The 21,510-nt window shown below is 71.8% G+C and carries 21 protein-coding genes; 11 read left to right on the top strand and 10 right to left on the bottom strand.

Annotated features, from left to right (window positions below; translation table 11 throughout):
* Positions 1-274: 274 nt before the first annotated feature.
* The gene (locus tag ACIQ7M_RS33580) at positions 275-604 is read right to left on the bottom strand and encodes a hypothetical protein (protein WP_403651322.1); all 330 of its coding nucleotides are present in this window, start codon (positions 602-604) and stop codon (positions 275-277) included.
* Between the two features lie 402 nt (positions 605-1,006).
* On the opposite strand from ACIQ7M_RS33580, the gene ACIQ7M_RS33575 reads away from it, so the two are divergent.
* The 5 genes from ACIQ7M_RS33575 (at position 1,007) to ACIQ7M_RS33555 (ending at position 5,727) form a co-directional block, all read left to right on the top strand.
* Positions 1,007-2,326 carry an aminotransferase class V-fold PLP-dependent enzyme gene (locus ACIQ7M_RS33575; protein ID WP_403651320.1) on the top strand — a complete coding sequence of 440 codons (1,320 nt, stop codon included), beginning with the start codon at positions 1,007-1,009 and terminating at the stop codon, positions 2,324-2,326.
* A 149-nt stretch (positions 2,327-2,475) separates the two neighbouring features.
* The gene (locus tag ACIQ7M_RS33570) at positions 2,476-3,018 is read left to right on the top strand and encodes a GNAT family N-acetyltransferase (protein WP_403651318.1); all 543 of its coding nucleotides are present in this window, start codon (positions 2,476-2,478) and stop codon (positions 3,016-3,018) included.
* A gap of 236 nt (positions 3,019-3,254) precedes the next feature.
* Positions 3,255-3,716 carry a nuclear transport factor 2 family protein gene (locus ACIQ7M_RS33565; protein WP_403651316.1) on the top strand — a complete coding sequence of 154 codons (462 nt, stop codon included), beginning with the start codon at positions 3,255-3,257 and terminating at the stop codon, positions 3,714-3,716.
* A 308-nt stretch (positions 3,717-4,024) separates the two neighbouring features.
* On the top strand, positions 4,025-4,780 hold the full coding sequence (locus ACIQ7M_RS33560; protein ID WP_403651314.1) for a thioesterase II family protein: 756 nt from the start codon (positions 4,025-4,027) through the stop codon (positions 4,778-4,780).
* Positions 4,777-5,727, top strand: a complete 951-nt coding sequence (locus ACIQ7M_RS33555; protein WP_403651312.1) for a BTAD domain-containing putative transcriptional regulator — start codon at positions 4,777-4,779, stop codon at positions 5,725-5,727. Before ACIQ7M_RS33560 ends, ACIQ7M_RS33555 begins: the two co-directional genes overlap by 4 nt.
* A gap of 48 nt (positions 5,728-5,775) precedes the next feature.
* Here ACIQ7M_RS33555 and ACIQ7M_RS33550 read toward each other — a convergent pair whose 3' ends face one another.
* From ACIQ7M_RS33550 to ACIQ7M_RS33540, 3 genes are all read right to left on the bottom strand, one after another.
* Positions 5,776-6,459 (bottom strand): hypothetical protein, encoded by a 684-nt coding sequence (locus tag ACIQ7M_RS33550; protein ID WP_403651310.1) that lies wholly within the window; start codon positions 6,457-6,459, stop codon positions 5,776-5,778.
* Positions 6,456-7,364 (bottom strand): acetylglutamate kinase, encoded by a 909-nt coding sequence (argB, locus tag ACIQ7M_RS33545; protein ID WP_386980366.1) that lies wholly within the window; start codon positions 7,362-7,364, stop codon positions 6,456-6,458. Before argB ends, ACIQ7M_RS33550 begins: the two co-directional genes overlap by 4 nt.
* 277 nt (positions 7,365-7,641) lie before the next feature.
* The gene (locus ACIQ7M_RS33540) at positions 7,642-8,994 is read right to left on the bottom strand and encodes a lysine N(6)-hydroxylase/L-ornithine N(5)-oxygenase family protein (protein WP_403651307.1); all 1,353 of its coding nucleotides are present in this window, start codon (positions 8,992-8,994) and stop codon (positions 7,642-7,644) included.
* Positions 8,995-9,494: 500 nt separating this feature from the next.
* Between ACIQ7M_RS33540 and ACIQ7M_RS33535 the strand changes: the two genes are divergently transcribed.
* Complete coding sequence (locus ACIQ7M_RS33535) at positions 9,495-10,166, top strand: FMN-binding negative transcriptional regulator (protein ID WP_403651305.1); 672 nt, start codon at positions 9,495-9,497, stop codon at positions 10,164-10,166.
* A gap of 27 nt (positions 10,167-10,193) precedes the next feature.
* Here ACIQ7M_RS33535 and ACIQ7M_RS33530 read toward each other — a convergent pair whose 3' ends face one another.
* From ACIQ7M_RS33530 to ACIQ7M_RS33505, 6 genes are all read right to left on the bottom strand, one after another.
* Positions 10,194-10,958 carry an LmbU family transcriptional regulator gene (locus ACIQ7M_RS33530; protein WP_403651303.1) on the bottom strand — a complete coding sequence of 255 codons (765 nt, stop codon included), beginning with the start codon at positions 10,956-10,958 and terminating at the stop codon, positions 10,194-10,196.
* A 405-nt stretch (positions 10,959-11,363) separates the two neighbouring features.
* Complete coding sequence (locus ACIQ7M_RS33525) at positions 11,364-12,140, bottom strand: ABC transporter permease (RefSeq protein WP_403651301.1); 777 nt, start codon at positions 12,138-12,140, stop codon at positions 11,364-11,366.
* Entirely contained in the window at positions 12,137-13,099 is a 963-nt protein-coding gene (locus ACIQ7M_RS33520) for an ATP-binding cassette domain-containing protein (RefSeq protein WP_403651299.1), read from the bottom strand. The genes ACIQ7M_RS33525 and ACIQ7M_RS33520 overlap by 4 nt, the downstream gene beginning before the upstream one ends.
* Positions 13,100-13,144: 45 nt before the next feature.
* Positions 13,145-13,834: a hypothetical protein gene (locus ACIQ7M_RS33515; RefSeq protein ID WP_403651297.1), complete on the bottom strand. Its 690-nt coding sequence runs from the start codon at positions 13,832-13,834 to the stop codon at positions 13,145-13,147.
* 315 nt (positions 13,835-14,149) lie between these two features.
* The gene (locus tag ACIQ7M_RS33510; RefSeq protein WP_403651295.1) at positions 14,150-15,334 is read right to left on the bottom strand and encodes a serine hydrolase domain-containing protein; all 1,185 of its coding nucleotides are present in this window, start codon (positions 15,332-15,334) and stop codon (positions 14,150-14,152) included.
* Positions 15,335-15,503: 169 nt separating this feature from the next.
* The gene (locus tag ACIQ7M_RS33505; protein WP_403651293.1) at positions 15,504-16,265 is read right to left on the bottom strand and encodes a thioesterase II family protein; all 762 of its coding nucleotides are present in this window, start codon (positions 16,263-16,265) and stop codon (positions 15,504-15,506) included.
* Between the two features lie 622 nt (positions 16,266-16,887).
* Between ACIQ7M_RS33505 and ACIQ7M_RS33500 the strand changes: the two genes are divergently transcribed.
* From ACIQ7M_RS33500 to ACIQ7M_RS33480, 5 genes are all read left to right on the top strand, one after another.
* Positions 16,888-17,106: an MbtH family protein gene (locus ACIQ7M_RS33500; RefSeq protein WP_389841304.1), complete on the top strand. Its 219-nt coding sequence runs from the start codon at positions 16,888-16,890 to the stop codon at positions 17,104-17,106.
* Positions 17,107-17,477: 371 nt separating this feature from the next.
* Entirely contained in the window at positions 17,478-18,074 is a 597-nt protein-coding gene (locus ACIQ7M_RS33495) for an LmbU family transcriptional regulator (protein ID WP_403651291.1), read from the top strand.
* Between the two features lie 155 nt (positions 18,075-18,229).
* Positions 18,230-19,816 (top strand): amino acid adenylation domain-containing protein, encoded by a 1,587-nt coding sequence (locus ACIQ7M_RS33490; protein ID WP_403651289.1) that lies wholly within the window; start codon positions 18,230-18,232, stop codon positions 19,814-19,816.
* A 34-nt stretch (positions 19,817-19,850) separates the two neighbouring features.
* A complete protein-coding gene (locus ACIQ7M_RS33485; protein WP_355775847.1) occupies positions 19,851-20,084 on the top strand; it encodes a phosphopantetheine-binding protein in 234 nt (77 codons plus the stop codon).
* Between the two features lie 229 nt (positions 20,085-20,313).
* Positions 20,314-21,501 carry an NAD(P)/FAD-dependent oxidoreductase gene (locus tag ACIQ7M_RS33480; protein WP_389841296.1) on the top strand — a complete coding sequence of 396 codons (1,188 nt, stop codon included), beginning with the start codon at positions 20,314-20,316 and terminating at the stop codon, positions 21,499-21,501.
* Positions 21,502-21,510 lie beyond the last annotated feature (9 nt).

The following is a 21,510-nucleotide window of genomic DNA, read 5'->3' as shown; positions in this document are numbered from 1 at the left end:
CCGGCTTGGCAAAATGTTGCCTGAATGGTGGCAAGGGTGGCCTGAGGTGGCGTCCTGAGGCGGTCGAGCGGCACTGGAGTCGCTGGTGGCGAGGGGGCGTCGCCGCCGGGGCGAAGGGTGCGGGGTTGCCGGGCACCCGGAGCGGGGGAGTGGCCGACGATCACCCGCGACGGCGTCGCGCGTGCGTTGCCGCCCCGAAAACGCCGAAGCCCCCGCTGGGCAGTGGCTGCCTGCGGGGGCGTCACGGGGCGGGCACGGATGCCCGGGGCACGGATCAGACGTCGGCGACGGCCGGGGCGACCGGCCAGTTGATGTCGCCCGCCTGGACGGCGGCCGGGGCGGTGGGCCAGTGGGTGTCGGCCTGGATGGCGGCGGGGGCGACCGGCCAGTGGGTGTCGGCCTGGATGGCGGCGGGGGCGACCGGCCAGTGGGTGTCGGCCTGGATGGCGGCCGGGGCGACCGGCCAGTTGATGTCGCCGGCCTGGAACGTGGAGACCGTCTTCGCCGTCGCCGTCCGGCCGATCGCGTCGGCGGCGGTGACGCCCGCGGCGGAGAAGGCGGTGAGGGCGGCGGCGGCGACGGCGATGCGGGCGATGCGGTTCATGGCGGGCTCCTCGGTGTCAATTTCGTTTTCGTTGCTTGGCAACCTTCTGCCAAGAAGATTGGCAACCAAAGCTCGCAAATCGGTCGGGAATGGGTCGATTCGGACTCAAGGTGCACGCCACGAACGCTCCAGGAGGCGGTTCGCCGTCGCCGAGTTGCCTAGAAAAAGCAGCCCTGAACTGCGAAGACAAGGATTTTTGGCAAAGCCGGAAACGCTCTGGCAACGCTTGGCAATTCCTGGGGAACCGGGCCGGACGCGGTCGAGGACCCTGACGCCGGCCCGGCCGCTAGAGCCGCGCCGGAGCCGGTGATGCCCGAGGTTGCCAAACCTCCGACACTGACGGCAAGGTGTTGCCAAGAACTAGGCAATCATTTGCCTCACCTGTGGGGGGAGGCCCCTGAAGTGAACGAGAAATCCCACGGTGACCGCAGGATCCACCTCGACCCGGCCGGCACGGGCCGCATGCCCGCGGCCGTACGGGAGGTCCTCACCGAGTGGACGCGTTTCGAGGACCGCTACGGCCCCTACGAGCTGGACGAACGCCTCGAGGACGTCCTGCACCGGGAGATCCACGAGCGGCTGGCCGCCCTGCTGGGCACCCCGCCCGGGGACACCTTCCTGTGCACGGGCGCCGCCGACGCGTTCGCCGCCGTGCTGTCCCGGCTGCCGCTCGGCCCGCGCGACCGCGTCTGGGCCACGCCCTACGAGTCGGCCGCCAACCTCAGCACCGTCCTCGCGCTGCGCGCGCGCACCGGCTGCCGGCTGGAGGTCGTACCGCTGCGCCCCGACGGCGACCTCGACCTGGAGTGGATGGCACGGCACATCGGCGGCGACGTCGCCCTGGTCTGCGTCCCGTACGTGCCCTCCGGCTGCGGCATCGTCCATCCCGTCGAGGACATCGGCCGCCTCCTCGCCCCCCACCGCTGCCTGTACGCCGTCGACGCCTCGTACGCGGTGGGCCAACTGCCCCTGGACGCCGCCCGCATCGGCTGCCACCTGGTGACCGGGGACGGCTGGAGGTTCCTGCGAGGCCCCTACGCGGCCGGATTCGCCGGCGTCGCACCGCGGCTGCGCACGATGCTGGCCCCGCACGGCGGCCCGCCCCTGGTGCCGCCGCACGGCGCCGCGGCCGCCGCGCTGAACCGGGCCCTGGCCCTGCACACGGCCCCGCCCCCGGGCAGGGACCTCGCCCTGGGCCTGCGCGCCGCCGTCGAGGACACCGCCGGCACCGAACTGATCGCCCCCGGCCGCCTCCAGAGCGGCATCGTCACCTTCCGGCACCCGGACGTGCCGGCCGCACTGGTGCGCCGCCGGCTCGCGGACCGCGGCGTCGTGGTGGGCAAGACGGTCGCCCACGAGGTCCCGCTGTACCTGCCCGAGCGCGGCGTCGTCACGGCCGTACGCGCATCCGTCCACCACGACAACTCGGCCGAGGACATCGAGGTGTTCGCCCACGCCCTCAAGGACGCCGTGACCGAGACCCGCCCCGTGCCCGCCCAGCACCCGAGACCACCCGCACCGGCACCCGTACCGGCACCCGTACCGGCACCGGCACTCGTACCGGCACCGGCACCCGTACAGGCACCCGTACCGGTGGCGCACGCCGTGCCGTCCCGGCCGGCAGGGCCCGGCACCCCGCGCGTACGGTCCGCCGGCCGGCGCCATCTGACCCTGGTGCCGGACCGCCCCCCGGATTCCGGCCGGCGCCGGCCCGGCGCCTGAACCGCCGCGTCCCGCTGTCCGGCGAGGCCGGGTACCGCGCCCTTTCCCCGCCCGGACGGCCGGACGTGGTGGATGCTGAACACCCCCGGTGCCCGCCGGAGAACGCGGCGCGGCACACACCGACCCGGCGGCCAAGGAGCCCATCCGAAATGAGCAGTGACGTGTCCCTGCGCCCCGTCGTCCCCGGCGATCTCGACCTCTTCGAGCGCGAGTTCACCACCCAGGACGGCACCGGCCCCTTCCAGTGGTTCGGGTTCACCTCCACCCACCGGCTGCGCGAGCGCTACGCCGAGGACCGCCTCCTGGGCCGCGAGGGCGGCATGCTCACCGTCACCGCCGCCGGCGAGGCGGTGGGCCGCGTCGAATGGTTCGCCTCCGCCTGGGGGCGCCCCGACACCTCCGCCTGCTGGACCATCGCCGTCGCCCTGTTCCCCGCCGCCCGCGGCCGCGGCACCGGAACCGCCGCCCAGCGCCAGGTCGTCGAGCACCTCTTCGCCCACACCCGCGCCGAACGTGTCCAGGCCTTCACCGACCACGCCAACCTCGCCGAGCAACGCGCCCTGGAAAAGGCCGGCTTCACCCGCGAGGGCATCCTGCGCTCCGCCCAGTGGCGCTCGGGCCGCTGGCACGACCAGGTCCTCTACTCGGTCCTGCGCACCGACACACCTCTGTGGGACCAGGAGCCCGCATGACCCGGCAGCGGGCCGGCCTCGCTCTCGGCAACGGGCTGAACGCCGTCGCGGTGCGCACCCTCGCCGCCGCACTGTTTTCCCGCACGAGCGAACCGGTGTCAGGGATCGCTTGAGGCGGTTTTGAAAGATGCTCGATCCAGGCCTCGAAGACTGTCCGCACCGAACGTGGATCCCCGGGATCCCCCTGGCGTCCCCCCACCCCTTTGAGGACGCGGACGAAAGCGGAGGGCCGAAACATGACCGTCGAGCTGGTGAGCACCGCCCAACCCGCCCTGCCCGGAGGTGAGTTCGCCGCCCTGTACGCACAGGCGCAGCGCTTCTACGCGCACCAGATGCGGCTGCTGGACGCGCACGACACCAAGCGCTGGGCCGAGACCTTCGCCGAGGACGCCGTCCTGCACCTGCCGTCCCTGCCCGCGCCCGCCAAGGCGCGTGTCGCCCTGGCCGGCTACGTGCGGGCCGGCGCGGCACACCGGCGGCACACCGGCGGCCGCCTGGAGCACTGGGTCGGCATCCTCGACGTACGGCCGCAGACCGACGGCTCCCTGCACACCCGCTGCTCCGCGCTGGTCCACATCACCCCCGGCCAGGGCGGCCCCAAGGCGCTGCACGCGTACGTCATGGAAGACGTCCTGGTCCGCTCGGGCGGCGAGTGGCGCATCACGCACCGCCGGGTCACCCGCGACGACCTCGCCTGAACCCGGGCCCCGAACCGCCGCAGGTGAACTCGACGTTCCGTACAGCGCACGGGAGGTGAGGACCGCTCTCGCCTAGGGTCGTTCGTGCACCATCCTCCTCCCCGTCCGCGCCCGCCTGCCGTCCTCGACGAGGGCGGGCGCGTCGACGCGGGAGGAAGCGGGTCCGCACGCACTCGAGAGCGGTTCGAGACCCGCTCGGGACGGCGGACCCTGCGGCCCGGACGCCGCTACCGTCCCCTCTTGCCCCTGGTCCGGGGCCCGTTCGCCGGCGGGCCGGACGCCGGAGAGTCTTCCCGATGGAGTTTTTCATGCACAAGGCGGAAGAGCCGAAGCTGCGCCTGTTCGTGTTCCACCACTCCGGCGGTTCGCATCTGGCCTACCGCGACTGGCCGTCCAGCTTCCCCGCCCACTGGGACGTGCGGATCCCCGACGCGCCGGGCCGCGGCCCCCGCGACAAGCGCCCCGCCCTGGACGACGCCGGCGCACTGCTCGACCACTTCCTGCACGAACTGGACACCCGGCTCGTGGGCCCCTACGCGTTCTTCGGGCACAGCATGGGCGGACTCGTCGCCTACGAACTGACCCGCCGCCTCCTCGACGCCGGCCGCACACCCCCCCTCTGGCTCGGCGTGTCCGCCCGCGGCACCCTGCACCCCGACGGGGACCCGGTGCGCCGGCACCTGCTGAGCGACGCCGCGCTGCGCCACGAGCTGACCACGATGGGCGGCACCCCCGCCCAGGTCATGGACCACGACGAACTGTGGGAGCTGTTCGCGCCGACCATCCGCGCCGACCTGCGCATGAGCGAGACCTGGCGCACCCGGCCCCTGACCGCTCCGCTGCCCGTTCCCCTGTCCGTGTTCGGCGGCACCCTGGACCAGGTGGCCCCGCCCCACCGCCTGGACGGCTGGGCCGATGCCACCGAGCACTTCCTGGGACGGCACCTCTTCGACGGCGGCCACTTCTACTTCCAGGACCACCTCCCCGCGGTCGCCGCGCGGATCCAGGACGACGTGCGCCGCGCCCTGCTGACCACCCGCGCCCCGTCCGCGGCGGCGCGATGAGCGCCCCCGTCCTCGCCGCACCCGCCCCCACCCGCACCGAGGTCACCGAGGTCGCCGAGACGATCGAGGCGACCGAGTTCCGGCTGCTGGGTCCGGTGGCCGTCCACAACCGGCGGACCGGGACCGGCATCACCCCCTGCGGACCCAAACAGCGGGCCCTGCTCGCCACCCTCGTCGTCCACGCGGGCCAGCAGCTCTCCGTGGACCGCCTGGTGGAGGAACTGTGGGGCGGCCGGCCCCCCGCCAACGCGCCCAGCGCCCTGCACACCCACGTCGCCCGGCTGCGCCGGCTGCTGCCCGCCCCCGGCCACGAGTGGATCAGCACCCTGCCCACCGGATACGTCCTCAGCCTCGGCAGCGCCTCGACCGACGCGGCCCGCTTCACCCGGCTGTCCGGCCAGGGCCGGGCCACCGCCCCCAGCGACCCCCGCGACGCGACCCGGCTCCTGGGCCAGGCACTCGCGCTGTGGCAGGGCAGCGCCCTGCAGGACTCCTGCCACGGCCCGCTGTGCACGGCCGAGGCGGACCGCCTGGAGGAACAGCGCCTGACCACCCTGGAAGCCCTGTACGAGGCGAGCGTGAACTGCGGCCGCCACGCCGAGATCATCGGCGACCTGGAACGGCTCACCGCCGCCCATCCGCTGCGCGAACGCCTCTACGACCTGCTGATGGTCGCCCTGTACCGGTGCGGCCGGCAGTCGGAGGCCCTCGGCGTCTACGAACGCGCGCGCCGCCGTCTTCTGGCCGCGCTCGGCGTGGAACCCGGCCCGGCGCTGCGGTGCCGCCTGGAGGCGATCCTCAACCACTGCCCCACCCTGGCCCCCGCGACTCCGCGCCGTGCGGACCTGGCGGCCGAGCTGGCGCGCCTGCAGAGCCGGATCGACCAACTGGTCCAGGACCAGGCCCACTTGCTGCGCGGCATCCGGGAACAGGGCGCGGGCGGCTGACACCGCCGCCGCCCGGCGCACCGGGCGGCGGCGAGGGCGCCAAAGAGTTCAGAGCAGGCCGGTGAACGCGGCGAAGACGTCGTCGAGTTCGTTCGAGTGCACGGTGAGCGACTCGGGTGCGAGCGCCGCCGCGTCGAGGACCGCGAGCACGGCCCGCAGCGTCTCGACACCGGCGTCCGCGGGGATCTGGAGGGTGCCGGTGGCAGGGTCGCCGCACGCGCCGTCGAAGCAGGCGCCGGCCCGCTCCAGCGCGATCGCGTCGGCGAACCGCAGGCGGACGACGGCGGCGGGCGGCCCGGTACAGGGCTCGGCCCACACCCCGCCACCGTCGCCGGGGTGGTGGTCGCCGTCGCCGGGGGCGGCGGCCTGCCGGTGCGGCCCGGATGTCCGGTGGGCGGGCAGCAGGCTCAGATGGGAGCGGGCCGCGGGCAGCGGGTGCCCGGGCTCGTCGAAGAAGAGCCGGCCACCGCTCTCGTACCCGTCCGGGCCCTCGGCGTCGGGCCAGGGGCCCGTCTCGGCCAGGGCGTCCAGCAGGACGGACCGGGCCCGGGGCGGCAGCGAGGCGGCGAGGCGGCGCGCGCACTCCCCGGCCTCCGCCCCGTCCGCCGCGGCCGCGGTGACCAGCTCGTGGACGAGGGCGGCCGGCCGCGGGGCGGGCCCGGAGTCCGGCGGCCGCCGGGTGCCGCCCGCCGGTCCGGCGGCCCGCGGTCGCTGTTGCCACTGTCCGTTCACGGCAGGACCTCCTCCTCGTCCGGGTCCGGCACGATCACCGTCCCGATCCCGTCGTCGGTGAACATCTCCAGGAGGACCGCGTGCGGGACCCGCCCGTCGATCACCCGGGCCGCGCCCACCCCGCCCCGTACGGCCTTCAGACAGCCGGTCATCTTGGGCACCATGCCCTCGCTCAGTTCCGGCAGGAGCTTTTCCAGCTCGTCGGCCGTCAGCCGCGGGATGACCTCGGTACTGTGCGGCCAGCCCGCGTACAGCCCCGCCACGTCGGTGAGCATGACGAGCGTGTGGGCCCCCAGAGCGGTCGCCAGCGCCGCCGCCACGGTGTCGGCGTTGACGTTGCAGACCAGGCCGTCCTCGGCGTTGCGGGCGAGCGGCGAGACCACCGGGATCCGGCCGCTCGCCAGCAGGCCGTCCAGGGTGGTGGTGTCCACGCCGGTGATGTCGCCGACCCTGCCGACGTCGACGGGTTCCCCGTCGATCCACGGCACGTGCCGTACCGCGGTCAGGGTGCCGGCGTCCTCGCCGGTCATGCCGACGGCGAGCGGCCCGTGCCGGTTGATCAGCCCGACCAGCTCGCGCTGCACCTGGCCGGCGAGGACCATGCGCACCACGTCCATCGCCTCCGGCGGGGTGACGCGCAGGCCTGCCGCGAACTCGCGTTTCATGCCGCGGCGTTCGAGCTCGGCGTCGATCTGGGGGCCGCCTCCGTGGACCACCACGGGCCGCAGCCCGGCGTAGCGCAGGAAGACGATGTCGCGGGCGAAGGCCGCCGTGAGGTCCGCGTCGACCATGGCGTGTCCGCCCAGTTTGACGACGACCGTACGGCCCTGGTGGCGGGCCAGCCACGGCAGGGCGTCGCCGAGGGACCGGGCCTTGACCTGGGCCTGGTGCACGCTGACGGTCATGACATCCTCGCCCGCCGAACGAGGCCGCCGACCGGGAAGTTGGCGCTCATGTGGGTCACGACTCCTTCTGTGGGTGACCCCGGCCACGGGCTGGGCCCATGACCGGTGGACATGTGCTGGAGAGCTGCACGAGAGAACTTGGCTGTGCTGCGGGTTCTTGGGACGGTGAACACCGGTCGGCCCGAGGGGGGCGCCCGCCGCGGTCCTCGCGCACGGGTCCTCGAGTGTCCTGCCGCGGGGTCATGTCCTGTCAACGGGACGGTGGTCCGGCCTGCCCTCAGACGGCCGAGCGTGCGCTGGGCACGGGGCAGGCACGGTTCAGCTCCCGCTCGGTGCGCCGCAGGACGATCGAATCGGCGATCTCGCCGCTGCGGACCGCGATGTTCGACAGCAGGGCCGAGGACAGGCCGTGGGTGTGCTCGGTGCCGCCCTGGAGGTAGACCCCGCTGTCCAGCCCGGATGCGCTCAGCAGGCGGTAGTCGCGCTCCACCTGGTGCCGGCCCGCCGCGTCGCGCAGGAAGTGCCCATCGAAGTCGCCGAGCAGGCGGGCGGGGTCCAGGTTGTCGTAGCCGGTGGCGAACACCAGGGCGTCGACGGCGAGTTCCTCCGTCCGGTCGTCGAGCAGCGAGCGCAGGCTCACCCGCGTCTCGCTGCCGGCGCGCTTGACGTCGGTGACCCGGGTGAGGCTGCGGAAGTGCAGCCGCTCGCCGCCGCGCACCCGCTCGTCGTACGTGCGCCGGTACAGGTCCCGGATGACGTCGGAGTCGACCACCGAGTAGTTGGTGTTGCGGTGGTAGCGCCAGAACGCGTCCCGTGCCTGCTCGGTGCCGAAGTAGTGGTCGTCGACCGCGCCGGGGTCGAACACCTGGTTGGCGAAGGGCGTGTCGTCGGCGATGGCGTAGCCGTAGGACGGCACGACCGCGGAGACCTGGGCGTGCGGCAGCGCGTCGTGGAAGAACCGGACGATCTCGGCCGCGCTCTGGCCGGCGCCGACCACCGCCACGCTCTTGAGGTCCTTCGGGTCCTGCGCGTTGAACTTGCCGAGGAACTCCGAGCTGTGCCACACCCGTTCGTCGGACCTCACGCCGTCCGGCATGCGCGGCACCAGACCGGTGGAGATGACCACGTTGCGCGCGGCGACCACGCGGGTGCTGCCGTCGCCGGCGCGGACCTCGATCTCGAGGAGCTCGGACTTCGCGGCTCCGGCCTCGGCGACGGGCCGGATCGAGGTGACCTCGGCGCCGTAGGTGACGCGGTCGCCCAGAGCGGCGGCCGCCCACTCCAGATACTGGTGGAACTCCTGGCGGGTGGGGAAGAAGTCCTGGTTGTTCACGAACTGCACCAGCCGGTTTGAGGCGTGCAGGTACGAGACGAAGCTGTAGCGGGACAGCGGGTTCCGGTACGTGGCCAGGTCCTTGAGGAACGAGATCTGCATGGTCGTCGACGGCAGCAGCATGTTCCGGTGCCAGCCGAAGGCGGGCTGCCGCTCGAAGAAGTGGGCGGTGACCGGATGCTGCGGAGTGCTCGCCCCGTGCTCTTCCAGAGCGATGGCGAGCGACAGGTTGGACGGGCCGAACCCGATACCGACCACGTCGTAGACCTCTTCGCTCCGCCTGCCCGTTGTCTCCATGTGAATGCTCCCGATGCGTCTGGAAATCGACCGGTGGCTCACAACGCGCCTTCCGGCTTGGCAAAACCTTGCCATGATGTTGGCAACTCGATCCTGAGATCCGGTCCTGTGACGCTGGAGTGGTGGCGGAGTCGCTGGTGAGAGAGGTGACTTCGGCCCGCGGGGGGCGGAGAAACCTTGCCCGGACCCCGCCGCACGCTGCCCGCCGCGCTCCCGTCGCCCTTCCGCCGCCCTCCCGGTCGCGGCCGGCGCGCACCGGCGCCGGGCCCGGGCCGGCAGCGGGCGCACCGGCACCGGCACGCACCGGCCCGCGGAAAAGCGGCAGCGGGGTGAAAAGGGGGGGGCGGAGCATTTCTCGAATAATGGTCGAAGACCGCTTGAGGACTTCTTCAGGCCTTCTCCAGGCCCCCGGAATGTGGAAGCATTGTCCTGGCGGCGGGACGGCCGTATGGTCGGCTGGGATTCTCGAAACAAGCGAATTCCCGAAAAGGAGAATGCGAATGTTCGTGCCCAGCTTTTATCGCGAGCCGAATAATTCCTGGACGGCGGATCTGATCCGTGACAACCCATTGGCTCTCGCGGTGACGAACGGCAGCCCCGAGAACGGTCCCTTCGCCACGCACCTGCCGGTCATCTTCGACCCCGACGCCCCCGACGCCCCCTGCGCTCCGGAGGCCTCCGGGGCCGCCGGCGACGGGCTGAGGGGGGTCACGCTGCTCGGGCACATGAACCGGGCCAACCCCCACTGGGCGGCGCTGCGGTCGGGCGGCGTGCTGCTGCTGACGTTCACCGGCCCGCACGCCTACGTGTCACCCACGGTGTACGAGAAGACCCCGGCCGCCCCCACGTGGAACTTCACCGCGGTGCATGTCCGGGGAGTGGTGGAGAGGATCGAGTCGACCGAGGAGACGCTGGAGGTGGTGCAGGCCACCGTGCGCGCCTTCGAGAAGGCGTTCGGCGACGGCTGGGACATGACCGACTCGCTCGGCTACTTCCGCAAGATCGTGCCCGCCGTCGGGGCGTTCCGCTTCACGGTCACGGGCGCCGAGGGCATGTTCAAGCTCAGCCAGGAGCAGCCGGGCGAGGTCCGCGAGCGGGTCCAGGCCGCGTTCGGGCAGAGCGGGTGCACGTACAAGCACGAGGTCGCCGGGCTGATGAACCGGCTGCCGTGAGACGCCGGCGGCCCCGGTGCCGGAGTCTCAGGCGCTGATGGCCACCGGGTGGGTCCGCTGCCCGGCGATCCCCTGCATGTCCTGCACGCCCTTGAGCGCGGCCGCCCCGGGGCGCTCCGCCGGTGTGCCGGGCGCCTCCAGGGCGGTCGCGGCCGCGCTGTCCAGCGTGGCCATCACCCACTGCTCGAAGTCCACGCCCAGCTGCTGCGCGGCCTGGTGCCACCACTCCAGCCGGCTGCCCGGAACCTCCAGACGGCGGCTCGGCTCGGCGGGAGCGGCCGGCTGCCGCTCGCCCTGGCGCGCGGCGCGCAGGGCGGCCCGCAGCTGCTTGGTGGTCCACCGCCGCTGCTCGGCGCGGTCGAGCCACAGCTCCTGGTCCGCGACCGGCATGGAGGCCAGCTCGGCGTGGTGCTGGAAGCTCAGGGAGGGCCGGCGCCGGTCGAGGTCGAAACGCCGTGAGACCCACGCGTAGTTGCGCAGGGTCTGGTACGACAGCCCGGCCGCGCGTATCCCGCGCTGGTAGCGGTCGGTGTAGTGGTCCTTGCCGTAGACGAGCCAGTCGCCCAGCCACCAGGAGGACGAGTCGAGGACGTCGGCGAGCTGGTGCCCGGCCCGCTCCCACTCGTCGTAGGCCATCTTGGCCGGCATCTGCAGGCCCACCCTGGTCGTCAGCACCTGGTTCCGGCGCGGCGCGGCCGCCGCGCCGCGCGGCTGCCGCGGCGGGGGCTGCGGGAGCGTGGCCGCGGGGCCGCCACGCGACCCCGCGCTCTCTTCGGCCTGATGCGCCATCATGCCTCCATCGAAAGGGTGCATATAACCGGCGAGAAGCCTCGCAGCGCGGGCTGGGGCGGCACCAGAGCGGCACTCGAACGGTTGCTCGGGGACTGTCCGGGCAAGGGCGTCCGTGGCCCGATGGCGCGGCAGCCGGTATTCCGGCGGGGGAAGTCTGTCCCGTCGGCGGGAACGGCACCCGGCGTGAATCCGGGGAAGCCTTTCTGTTTCTCCCGCCGGGAAATTCACGTCCGGAATTCCGGCGGACCGGCCGGCGGTGCCCGCAAATTCCGGCGGACCGGCCGGCGGTGCCCGCAAGGAGGTGTTTCGGCCACGGCCGAGGGCGGCGCGCTCCGGCGGGGTGCCGGGGTGCGCCGCCCTGGGGTGGAGCGGGTTCGCGGGCGGTGGCCCGCGGTGTCCTGCCCTTTATTGGGGGTCGCGGTCGAACTGGGCCTTGGACCAGCGGTGGCCGAGGGCGATCAGGGCCAGGCACCAGGCGAGGGCGATCCATCCGTCGTTGCCGATCTCGGTGCCCAGGAGGAGTCCGCGCAGGGTTTCGATGGCGGGGGTGAAGGGCTGGTAGTGGGCGATGGGCTGGAACCAGCCGGGCATGGAGTGCAGGGGGACGAAGGCGCTGGAGATGAGGGGCAGCAGGATCAGCGGCATGGCGTTGTTGCTGGCCGCTTCGGCGTTGGGGCTGCCCATGCCCATGCCGACCGCGATCCAGGTGAAGGCCAGCGCGAACAGGACCAGCAGTCCGAAGGCGGCGAGCCATTCGATGACGGTGGCGTCGGTGGAGCGGAAGCCCATGGCGACGCCGACGGCGCCGACCAGGATCACGCTGAGCACCGCCTGCAGGACGCTGCCGACGACATGTCCGAACAGGATGGATCCTCGGTGGATGGCCATGGTGCGGAAGCGGGCGATGATGCCTTCGTTCATGTCGGTGGCGACCGAGACGGCGGTGCCGACGACGGTGGAGCCGATGGTCATGAGCAGGATGCCGGGGACGATGTAGGCGATGTAGGCGGAGCGGCCCGCGCCGCCGCTCATGGTGTCGCCGAAGATGTAGACGAACAGCAGCAGGAGCATCACGGGGGTGAGCAGCAGGTTCAAGGTGAGCGAGGGGTAGCGGCGGGCGTGCAGGAGATTGCGGCGCAGCATGGTGGACGAGTCGCGCACGGCGAGGGAGAGGGCACTCATCGGACGGTCTCCTTGGACTGGTTGGGGACGGTGGCGGGGCCGGTGAGGGCGAAGAAGACGTCGTCGAGGTCGGGGGTGTGCACGGTCAGTTCGTCGGCCTGGATGCCGGCGGCCTCCAGGCGGTCGAGGATGGTGCGCAGGTCGTGCTGGCTGCCGTCGCTGGGCAGTTGCAGGGCGAGGGCCTCGTCGTCGCGGGAGGCGTCGCCCAGTGAGGTGGCGGCCGACTGGTAGGCGGTGGGGTCGGTGAAGCGCAGCCGGACGTGTCCGCCGGGGATGAGCCGCTTGAGTTCCTCCGCGGTGCCCTCGGCGGCGATCTTTCCGTCGTTGAGGACGGCGATGCGGTCGGCGAGTTCGTCGGCCTCCTCCAGGTACTGGGTGGTGAGGAAGACGGTGGTGCCGGCGGTGACGAGTTCGCGGATGATCTGCCACATGTTGTGCCGGGAGCGGGGGTCCAGGCCGGTGGTCGGCTCGTCGAGGAAGATGATCCGCGGACTGCCGACCAGGGTCATGGCGATGTCCAGGCGGCGCTTCATGCCGCCGGAGTAGGTGGAGGCGGGCTTCTTCGCCGCTTCCACCAGGTCGAAGCGCTCCAGGAGTTCGGCGGTGACGCGCCGTCCCTCGGTCTTGGGCAGGTGGTGCAGGTCGGCCATCAGGAGCATGTTCTCCTCGCCGGTGATCAGGCCGTCGACGGCCGAGAACTGGCCGGTGACCCCGATCGCGGCCCGCACCGCCTGTGCCTCCTTGGCCAGGTCGTGACCGCCGACCAGGACCGGGCCGGAGCCGGGGTCCGGGGAGATGTGCGTGGAGAGGATCTTGACGGCGGTGGTCTTGCCCGCACCGTTCGGGCCGAGCAGGGCGAACACCGTGCCCTGCGGGACCGTCAGGTCGATGCCGTCCAGGACGGTCTTGTCGCCGTAGGACTTGCGCAGCCCGTGCGCCGCGATGGCCGGGTCGGTCATGGGGGGTGCTCCTTATGCCGGGACGTGGGTCGAGGAGGTGGTGGGTCAGAGACCGCGGGCGGTGATGTCGCCGTGGGTGGTGTTCGCGCGGATCGTCAGGCCGGGGGCGGCGTCGGTGTTGTGGAGCGTGTTGCTGATCCGGCCGAGGGTGGTGCCGGCGTCCAGGACGGCGGAAACCCCCGGGGCGGCGGCGATGGTGATGTCACCCATCAGCGTGCTCAGCGTGATCTGCCCACGTACCGCCTCGATGATGTTCAGATCGCCCTTCTGCGTGCTGATCTCGCCGGGGCCGTTGAGACGGCCGACGGTGATGTCCGCGTCCAGGCCCGTCAGGCGCACCCGGTCGGCCTCGTCGAGCTTGACCGAGCGGTGACCGCCCTCGAGGACGACCTCGCCCAGCCGCCCCACGCCGCGGAACTCCGCGGCCGCCGCCCTCGCCTCGATCCGGGAGCCGGCCGGAAGCCGCACCGTCACCTCCACGGACCCGGTCGAGCCGAGGATCCGGCTCTTGGCCTCCGGCGCCCGCACCCGCAGCACACCGTCGGCGTAGGAGACCTCGGTCTGCTCCGCCGCCTTCACATCACGGCTCTTGGAGCCGCCGGCGGGCCGCACCTCCACCGTGGTGTCGGCCCGGTCGGCGGCGATCACCTGGATGCGCCCCGCCGGAATGTCCAGGACGGCCGAGATGGCGGCGGGGGTGTCGAAGTGGTGCGTCGTGTGCTCGGTCTTCTGCATCGTGCGCTCCTCAACTCGTTGTTTCCGTTGATGGAAAACGCTACGTTGCATTCAAGGATCTGGCAACGCACTCGTTGCGCAATATGGGTATCACTGCTGCTCAGAGTCAATAATTTGTTGCAATGGATTTGATTTCAATGCAACGGAAGCCTCTGTGGTCGTTGCAATGATCTGAGGGTGAACGCTCTGTTGGGCCGACGCCGCCGATGCCGCCGACGCCGGGGGGAGGGGGCGATGCCGTGCGCCGGTGCCCGCCGCCTGCCCGCCGCCTGCCGGGCGCCCCGCCGGCACGGCGCGGGCGCCCGGCGGCCGTCGTCAGCGGGACGCCGTGCCGGCCGTGTCGCAGAACTCGGCGTTCAGGATGGACAGGATCCCCGACCCGTCCCAGTCGCCGTTGTAGTCGAACGTGAACTGGTGGCGGCCGTCCTCGCTGAAGGCGGCGAGCGCGAGCGACCCCAGCATGCCTCCGTCGTGGTACCAGAGGGTCGTACCGCAGCCCAGCGTGAGCCGCTCCACGCCGAGCCCGTAGGAGGAGATGGGGAAATCGGGGTTGACGACGGTCGTCTTCAGCTCCGCCAACTGCTGCGCCTTCAGCAGCTTCCCGCCCATCAGGGCCTTGTAGAACCGGTTCAGGTCGCCCGCGCTGGAGATGATGTCGCCGTCGCCCCAGCCCTGCGACCCGTTCTGCTCGGTGACGTCGTCGATCCGCTCCGGCTGCGAGGCGAAGAAGAGCTTGGTGTAGCCGCGGCTGCTCGGCCGGGGCAGGCCGGTGCTCGTGCCGGGGTTGGACGTCGCCCTGAGCCCCAGGGGCTCGATGATGCGCCGGCGCACCTGCTTCTCGTACGACGTGCCGCCGACCTTCTCGACGATCAGCGCGGCCAGGATGTCGTTGGTGCGGGAGAAGGAGTGCCGGGCACCCGGCGGGAAGAGCGGCTCGTGGGAGAAGGCCACCTCCAGGCGCTGCTCGGGCGTCAGGGTGTCGTACCGGTGCTGGAGGAAGCCGTCGCCCAGGACGTACGTCTGGTAGTACGTCACCTCGGTGAGGTAGTCGAACAGGCCGCTGGTGTGGTTGAGGAGCTGGCGTACGGTGATCGTGCGGCCGTCGTTGCCGTTGCCCCGCACCACGCCGGGCAGATAGCGCTCCACGGGGTCGTCGAGGCTGAGCTTGTTCTCCGCCTCCATCTGGAGGAGGACCGTCGCCACGAAGGTGTCGGTGATGCTGCCGACGCGGAACCGGTCGTTCCTGCCGCGCGGAGCACCCGTGCGCAGGTCGCCCACGCCCGCCGCCGTCTTCCAGACACCGCCCGCATCCCGTGCCTCGGCGGTGATGCCGGGGATGCCGGCCGCGACGGCCGCTTCGATCGCCTGCTGCGTGGCCAGGTGACCGCTCGCGCCGGCCGGGTGCCCCGATGCCCGGGCGGGGCCGGTGAAGGCGGTCGCCGTCAGCACGGCCGCCGCCACGGCGACCGCGGCGGCCCTTGGTCTGTTCCGTGTCGTCATCGTCGTTCCCCGTTCCTGGGAGTCGCCCGCACATGGCTGATGTCGTCCTTGTGCGGTTCGTCGGCGGCAGAGTAGGCAACCCGCCTCGTGTGCGGCTCGCTTGTGGAGCAAGGCCGCGGACGACGCGTACCGGGGCGGACGGCAGCCGGACCGTGTCCGTGGACGAACGTCAAGTGGCCTGCGACGTTGCCGAGTTGACGGCCGGTGTCGCGTCGAGCGCCGTGGCCGCGTCCCGTTCGATCTGCCGCAGCAGCGGTGCGGGATCGTCCTGGAAGTAGAAGTGGCCGCCGTCGAAGGCCCGCAGGCCCAGGAAGCGCTCGGTGTGCTCCCGCCAGCCGGCCATCCGCGGCGGTGAGGCGGAGCGGTCGTCACTGCCCGCGTAGGCGGACAGCGCCACGGGCAGCGGAGCGGCGCCGGGAGCGGGACGCCAGGTCTCCACCAGGCGCAGGTCGGCCCGGATGACCGGGGCGAACCGGGCCCACAGGCCGGGATCGTCGAGGACCGCGTCGGGCGTGCCCCCGAGCAGTTTCAACGACGTCCGCAACTCGGCGGCGGGCAGGTCGTGATAGCCCCGTCCGCCGCCGGCCGGCTGCGGCGCGGATCGTGCGGAGACACCGACCCACACCGGCAGCGGCAGGCCCCGGGCGAGGGCCCGCTGGGTCATCTCGTACGCCACGAGGGCGCCCATGCTGTGCCCGAAGAAGGCGTAGGGGCAGGTCAGTTCGGGCTCGATGGCGCGCAGCAGGAAGTCGGCGAGGCGGCCGGCGTCGCTGATCTGGGGCAGGTCGAGCAGGAGGCCGTGGCCCGGGGCGTCGAGCAGCCGCACGTCCCACGTGCCGGGCAGCAGGGCCGGCCAGTGGCGGTACAGCAGGTGAGATCCCCCCGCGTGATGCAGGACGAACAGGCGCAAGGCAGGTCGTGTGCTGTCCATCGCTCTCCCTCGGTCCGGGCCGCGCACCCCTTGGACCGACCCTAGGACGCGGCCCGGCCGGCACCGGGCGGCCTCTGCCGCCGGTGCGGCGGCTCTCGAGCGATCCACGAGCCTTCGGCCACCGCCCGCACCGCCGGCTCTCCCGGCCGCGCACCGCAGCGACGTGTGCATCCCGGCCGCGCGCCCTGGACCGCCTCGGCGGAAGGGCAGGGGCGCCGGATCCCGGGCTCGGGCAGGCCCCTCGGCGGGCAGTTCCTGGCATGCCCCGGGCCGCGGGGCGGCATCGTGGCACAGGAACCCGGTGAGGTACAGAGGATCGCGGCGGGTGCGGGGCCGGCCGGCCGGGAGGGAGGCCGGCGGGCCGGCCTCCCTTGAAGCGCGGACGGCCGGATCCTTACGGTGACGGGGCAACGCCGGGGTCGCCACCGATGCCGGGATGTCCCGGCGACGGGACGCCCGGGGTGCCGGTGGCGGCCGGACGCCCGGGTGTCCCGGCGACCGGACAGCCGTCCGGCCGCCGGGACGAACACCGATCGGCGGACTTCTGGCCCGGTGCTGTCCCGTACCGGCCCGGCGCTGTGCCATCCCGAGTTCACCCAATGACGGCTAAGGACGGTGCCAGTTGAGCACGAACCCCTTCGATGACGAGGACAGCCGCTTCTACGTCGTGGTCAACGACGAGGAGCAGCACTCCCTGTGGCCGGTGTTCGCGGAGGTGCCCGCCGGCTGGCGGGTGGTCTTCGGCGAGGCGGCCAGGGCCGAGTGCCTGGAGTACGTCGAGCGGAACTGGACCGACCTGCGTCCCGCGAGCCTGCGGGCGGCCATGGCGGCGGCGGACTGAACGACGCCCGGACCCACGCCGGGCCGGTGCGGCGGAAACCCGCCGGCACCACGCGTGACCGAGGGCGCCGGCTCGAAAAGGGCCGTACGGCCCGCACCCGAGGCTGACCGGCGCCCTCGCGCGCACACCGCTCGCCGCCGTTCGCGGGGAACGGGCGCAGACCGGTCGAGGCGCAACGACAGCGGGCGCCGCCCGGGCGCCCGGTCCACACCCAGGAAGACGCTCTGAGTTGGGAGATGAAGGCTGTGACGGGGGCTGCGGGAACCGCGAGCAGGTACAAGGCGAGGCCGTCGCCGGACAGGGGTGAGCCTGCGCAGCGCGGTGTGCTCCTGCCCTTCGTGGGGAGCCAGGCCACGGTGCAGAAGTCGGGGATGGCCTTCCCGCAGAACCTGCCGGAGCGGTCCTGGGAGCAGATCGGGACCAACCTGCGCGAGCTGGTGAACTCCTCGGCGTGGTGGCTCGCGGACTGGCTGATCTACGGGGAGGCCACCTACGGGTGGCGGCGGTACAAGGAGGCGGTCGAGCGAACGGGGCTCGACTACCAGACCTTGCGCAACTACGCGTGGGTGGCCCGGCGGTTCGAGCACCACCGCAGGCGGGACGGCCTCAGCTTCGCCCACCATGCCGAGGTGACCCGCCTGGCACCCCCGGAGCAGGACTACTGGCTGCGCAGAGCCGAACAGCAGAAGTGGTCGCGCAACGAACTGCGCCGGGCGGTGCGCGCCGGCCTCGCCGCGCAGAGCGACAGGACCGAGGTCCCCGCGGGCAGCGGCACCCCGAAGCAAGAGGTACCCCGGCCGGCCGGGACGGCGGCCGCCGAAAAGCACCCGCGGAAGGTCACCACGCTCACCATCGAGCTGTCCGCCGACCAGCTGGAGTGCTACTCCAAAGCCGCCGCCGCGCACGGTCTGCCCGTCGACAAGTGGGTGACCCGGATGCTCGAAACCACCGATCGGCCGACCGCCTAGGCCGCGTCCGCAACGTCTCGCCCGCCCGGCGGGCGGACGACGCGACGTTGCGGACACGACCTGGAGGCACATCGCCCGACGTGCCGGCCCGCCCCGTTCCCCGTGGTGCGCCGGCGGCCCGTCCGACCGGACACCTCTCGCATCGGAGCCAGTTGATGATCCTTCAGGGAAAGCGGGTCGCCCTGCCCTCGGCGCCCGTCGTCCACCAGCAGTTCGAGACACACGCGAAGACCACGCCCGACGCCGTCGCCGTCGTCCGGGCCGGCCGGCAGGTGACGTACGCGGAGCTGGACGTGCGGGCGAACCGGTTCGCGCACTTCCTCGCCGCGCGCGGACACGGCCGGGGCGCGAAGGTCGGCATCTGCCTCGACTACTCGATCGACATGCTCGTCGCCATCCTCGGCACGCTCAAAGCGGGCGCCGCCTACGTACCGCTCGACCCGGCCTACCCGGAGGCGAGGCTGCGGCTGCTGCTGGGCCAGGTCCCCGCTCTCGCCCTGATCGTGGCCTCGCCCGCGACCGCCCGGTCGGTCGAGTCCGCGGCCGTCGACGTCATCGACCTCGAGCAGCTCTCCGGACACCTGGCGGCCCTCCCGGCGACCGCCCCCGCCGTCACCGTCACCGGGGACGACATCTGCTACGCCGTCTTCACCTCCGGCTCGACCGGCACACCGAAACTGACCGCGGTGCGGCACGAGGGCTGGTTCAACCTGATGAACTGGCTGACCCTCGAGTACGGCCTGCACAGCGGGTCGAACAACCTGGTCGTCAGCGCGTTCGGCTTCGACCTCTCCCAGCGCGCCCTGATGACACCGCTGTTCTGCGGCGCCACCCAGTACCTGATGGCGAGCCGCAACTTCGACGCCATGATGGCCTACCGCATCCTGACCGAGCACGACATACGCGTGGTGCACTGCGCCTCCAGCACGCTGTACGTGCTGGTGGACTGGGAGACGGCACGTGGCGGTGACGCCCTGGCCCGGCTCGACTACGTGCTCTTCGGCGGGGAGGCACTGAAGGCCGAACGGCTCACCGACTGGGCGCGGCGCGAGGGCAACACCTGCACCCTCCTGCACCAGTACGGCGTCGCCGAGTGCACGGATGTCGCCACCTCCTACGACCTCGCCGGATACCGGGCCGGCGAACAGGACATCGCACCGGTCGGCAGGCCGGCCTACAACACCGACATCCACCTCCTCGACGAGCGGTCGCACGGGGTCGCGACGGGGGAGTACGGCGAGATCTGCATCGCCGGCGCCGGCGTCGGAGCGGGCTACCTGGGCGGCACAGGCCCCGAGAACGAGAAGTTCACCACGATCGAGGTCGACGGCACGCCGCGCAGGCTGTACCGCACGGGCGACCGCGGCTATGCGACCGAGAGCGGCGAACTCGTCGTGACCGGCCGGATGGACGCACAGGTCAAGGTGCGGGGGATGCGCATCGATCCCACCGACATCGAGCGCGCGCTGGGCAGGCTGGCCGGGGTCCGGGAGGCCGCCGTGGCGGTCGTGCACACCGATTCCGGGGAGGCCGAGCTCGCCGCGTTCATCGTCCCGGCGGCGGACGACCTCACCGAGGACGACGTGCGCACCCGCCTTTCGCGAACACTGCCGCGGAACATGGTCCCGGCCAAATTCGTGAACATCCGGCGGCTTCCGCTCAGCCCGCACGGGAAAGTCGACCGCGCGGCACTGACCGATGCGCTGAAGAAGCAGTACGCCGACAGCGGCATGACGGCGTGATGGACGGACCACGACGGAAAAGACAAGGACAGCGATGACTGCCGACAGCGTGCGTGCCATTTGGTGCCGGGAACTCCAGCGCGATGAAATAGCGGTCGACGACGATTTCTTCGCCCTGGGCGGCCAGTCCGTGATCATGGTCAATATTCAGGGCGCCTTCATGGAGGAACTGGGCGTCGAGGTCCCGATGGACCAGATGTTCCTCAACCCGACGGTCGCCTCCATCTCCGCGTACATCGAATCCCAGGCCAAGGCCGCGACCCCGTAGCGTCCGACGCGGACAGTCCTTTGCCGTGTCTCGCCGGCGAGACACGGCGGAACGGTGACGGGCATTTCTCTCGGGAGTTCTGTTTCTTCCGCCTGCCCGGATCGATAGCATCGAATTCGTGCCCTATGACGATTGTTTTCGTCCGCCGTGCCGACAGTGCGAGCAATGGCAATAGATTTTCGGCTGCGGCCGCATTGGATCGAAAAATCTACCTGGTTAGAGAGGTGCCATGTACGACGTGATTGTCATAGGTGCCCGTTGCGCGGGTTCGCCGACGGCCATGCTGTTCGCCCAGCAGGGTTATCGCGTGCTGCTCCTGGAGAAGGCGCGGTTCCCGCAGGACACCCTGTCCTCGCACTACATCCACATGCAGGGCGTGGCGCTGCTCAACCGGTGGGGGCTGCTCGACAAGGTCCGCGACACGGGCTGCCGGCCGATCACCCACGAGAGCTACGAGGGGCCCGGTGTCCGCATCGACGGCTTCTCCCTGCCGATCGACGGCCTGACGACCACGTACGCGCCGAGGCGGTACGCGCTCGACCCGGTCCTCGCGCAGGGCGCCGTGGCCGCCGGCGTGGAGTTCCGCGAGTCCTGCGCCGTCAACGATCTGCTGTTCGAGGACGACCGGGTCGTCGGGGTGCGGTACACGACGCCCGGCGGCGCCGAGGCGACCGACCGGGCACGCCTTGTCGTCGGCGCGGACGGCATGCGCTCGCTGGTGGCCCGCAAGGTCGGTGCGCCGAAGGTCATCGAGCACGCGCGGGCGACCTGCGTCTACTACAGCTACTGGTCCGGGGTCCCTTCGAGCTTCGAACTGTACGAGCGGCCCGGACGCTGGGTCGCCGCCATCCCCACCAACGACGACCTCAAGCTGATCATGACCTACTTCCCGCAGGACGACTACAACGAGGTCCGCAAGGCGGTGGAACCCGCCTACCTCGAAGCCGTCCGCACGACGGCCCCCGATCTGTACGAGCGGATGTCGGCCGGCGAGCGCGTGGAGCAGATGTACGGCACCGGGCACCAGGAGAACTTCTTCCGCAAGGCCTACGGACCCGGATGGGTGCTGGTCGGTGACGCGGTGACCCACAAGGACTCCATCACCGCCCGCGGCATCACCGAGGCCTTCGTCCAGGCCCAGTCCCTCACCGACCGCATCGGCGAGGCACTGCACGACGACGCCGCGCTCAAGCGGGCGCTCAGGCGCTACGAGAACGAGCTGGGCGACGAAGCCCTCAGCCAGTACCAGGGCGCCCTCAACGTCGCCGAGCTCAAGCCCGAGGGGCGCACGGAGATGCTGCGGAAGCTGGTCGGTCACCAGGAGCACATCGACCGCTACTTCTCGACGCTGTCGGGAGCGTGCTCCATCGACGACTTCTACAACGAAGAACTCTTGACCCTGCTCGACCAGAACTGAGTGACGACC

Origin of the sequence: Streptomyces sp. NPDC096324, from assembly GCF_044763015.1 — a bacterium.
Lineage (GTDB): Bacteria > Actinomycetota > Actinomycetes > Streptomycetales > Streptomycetaceae > Streptomyces.
Note: the sequence above shows the minus strand (reverse complement) of the source record. Positions and strands in the feature narration are given on the sequence as shown.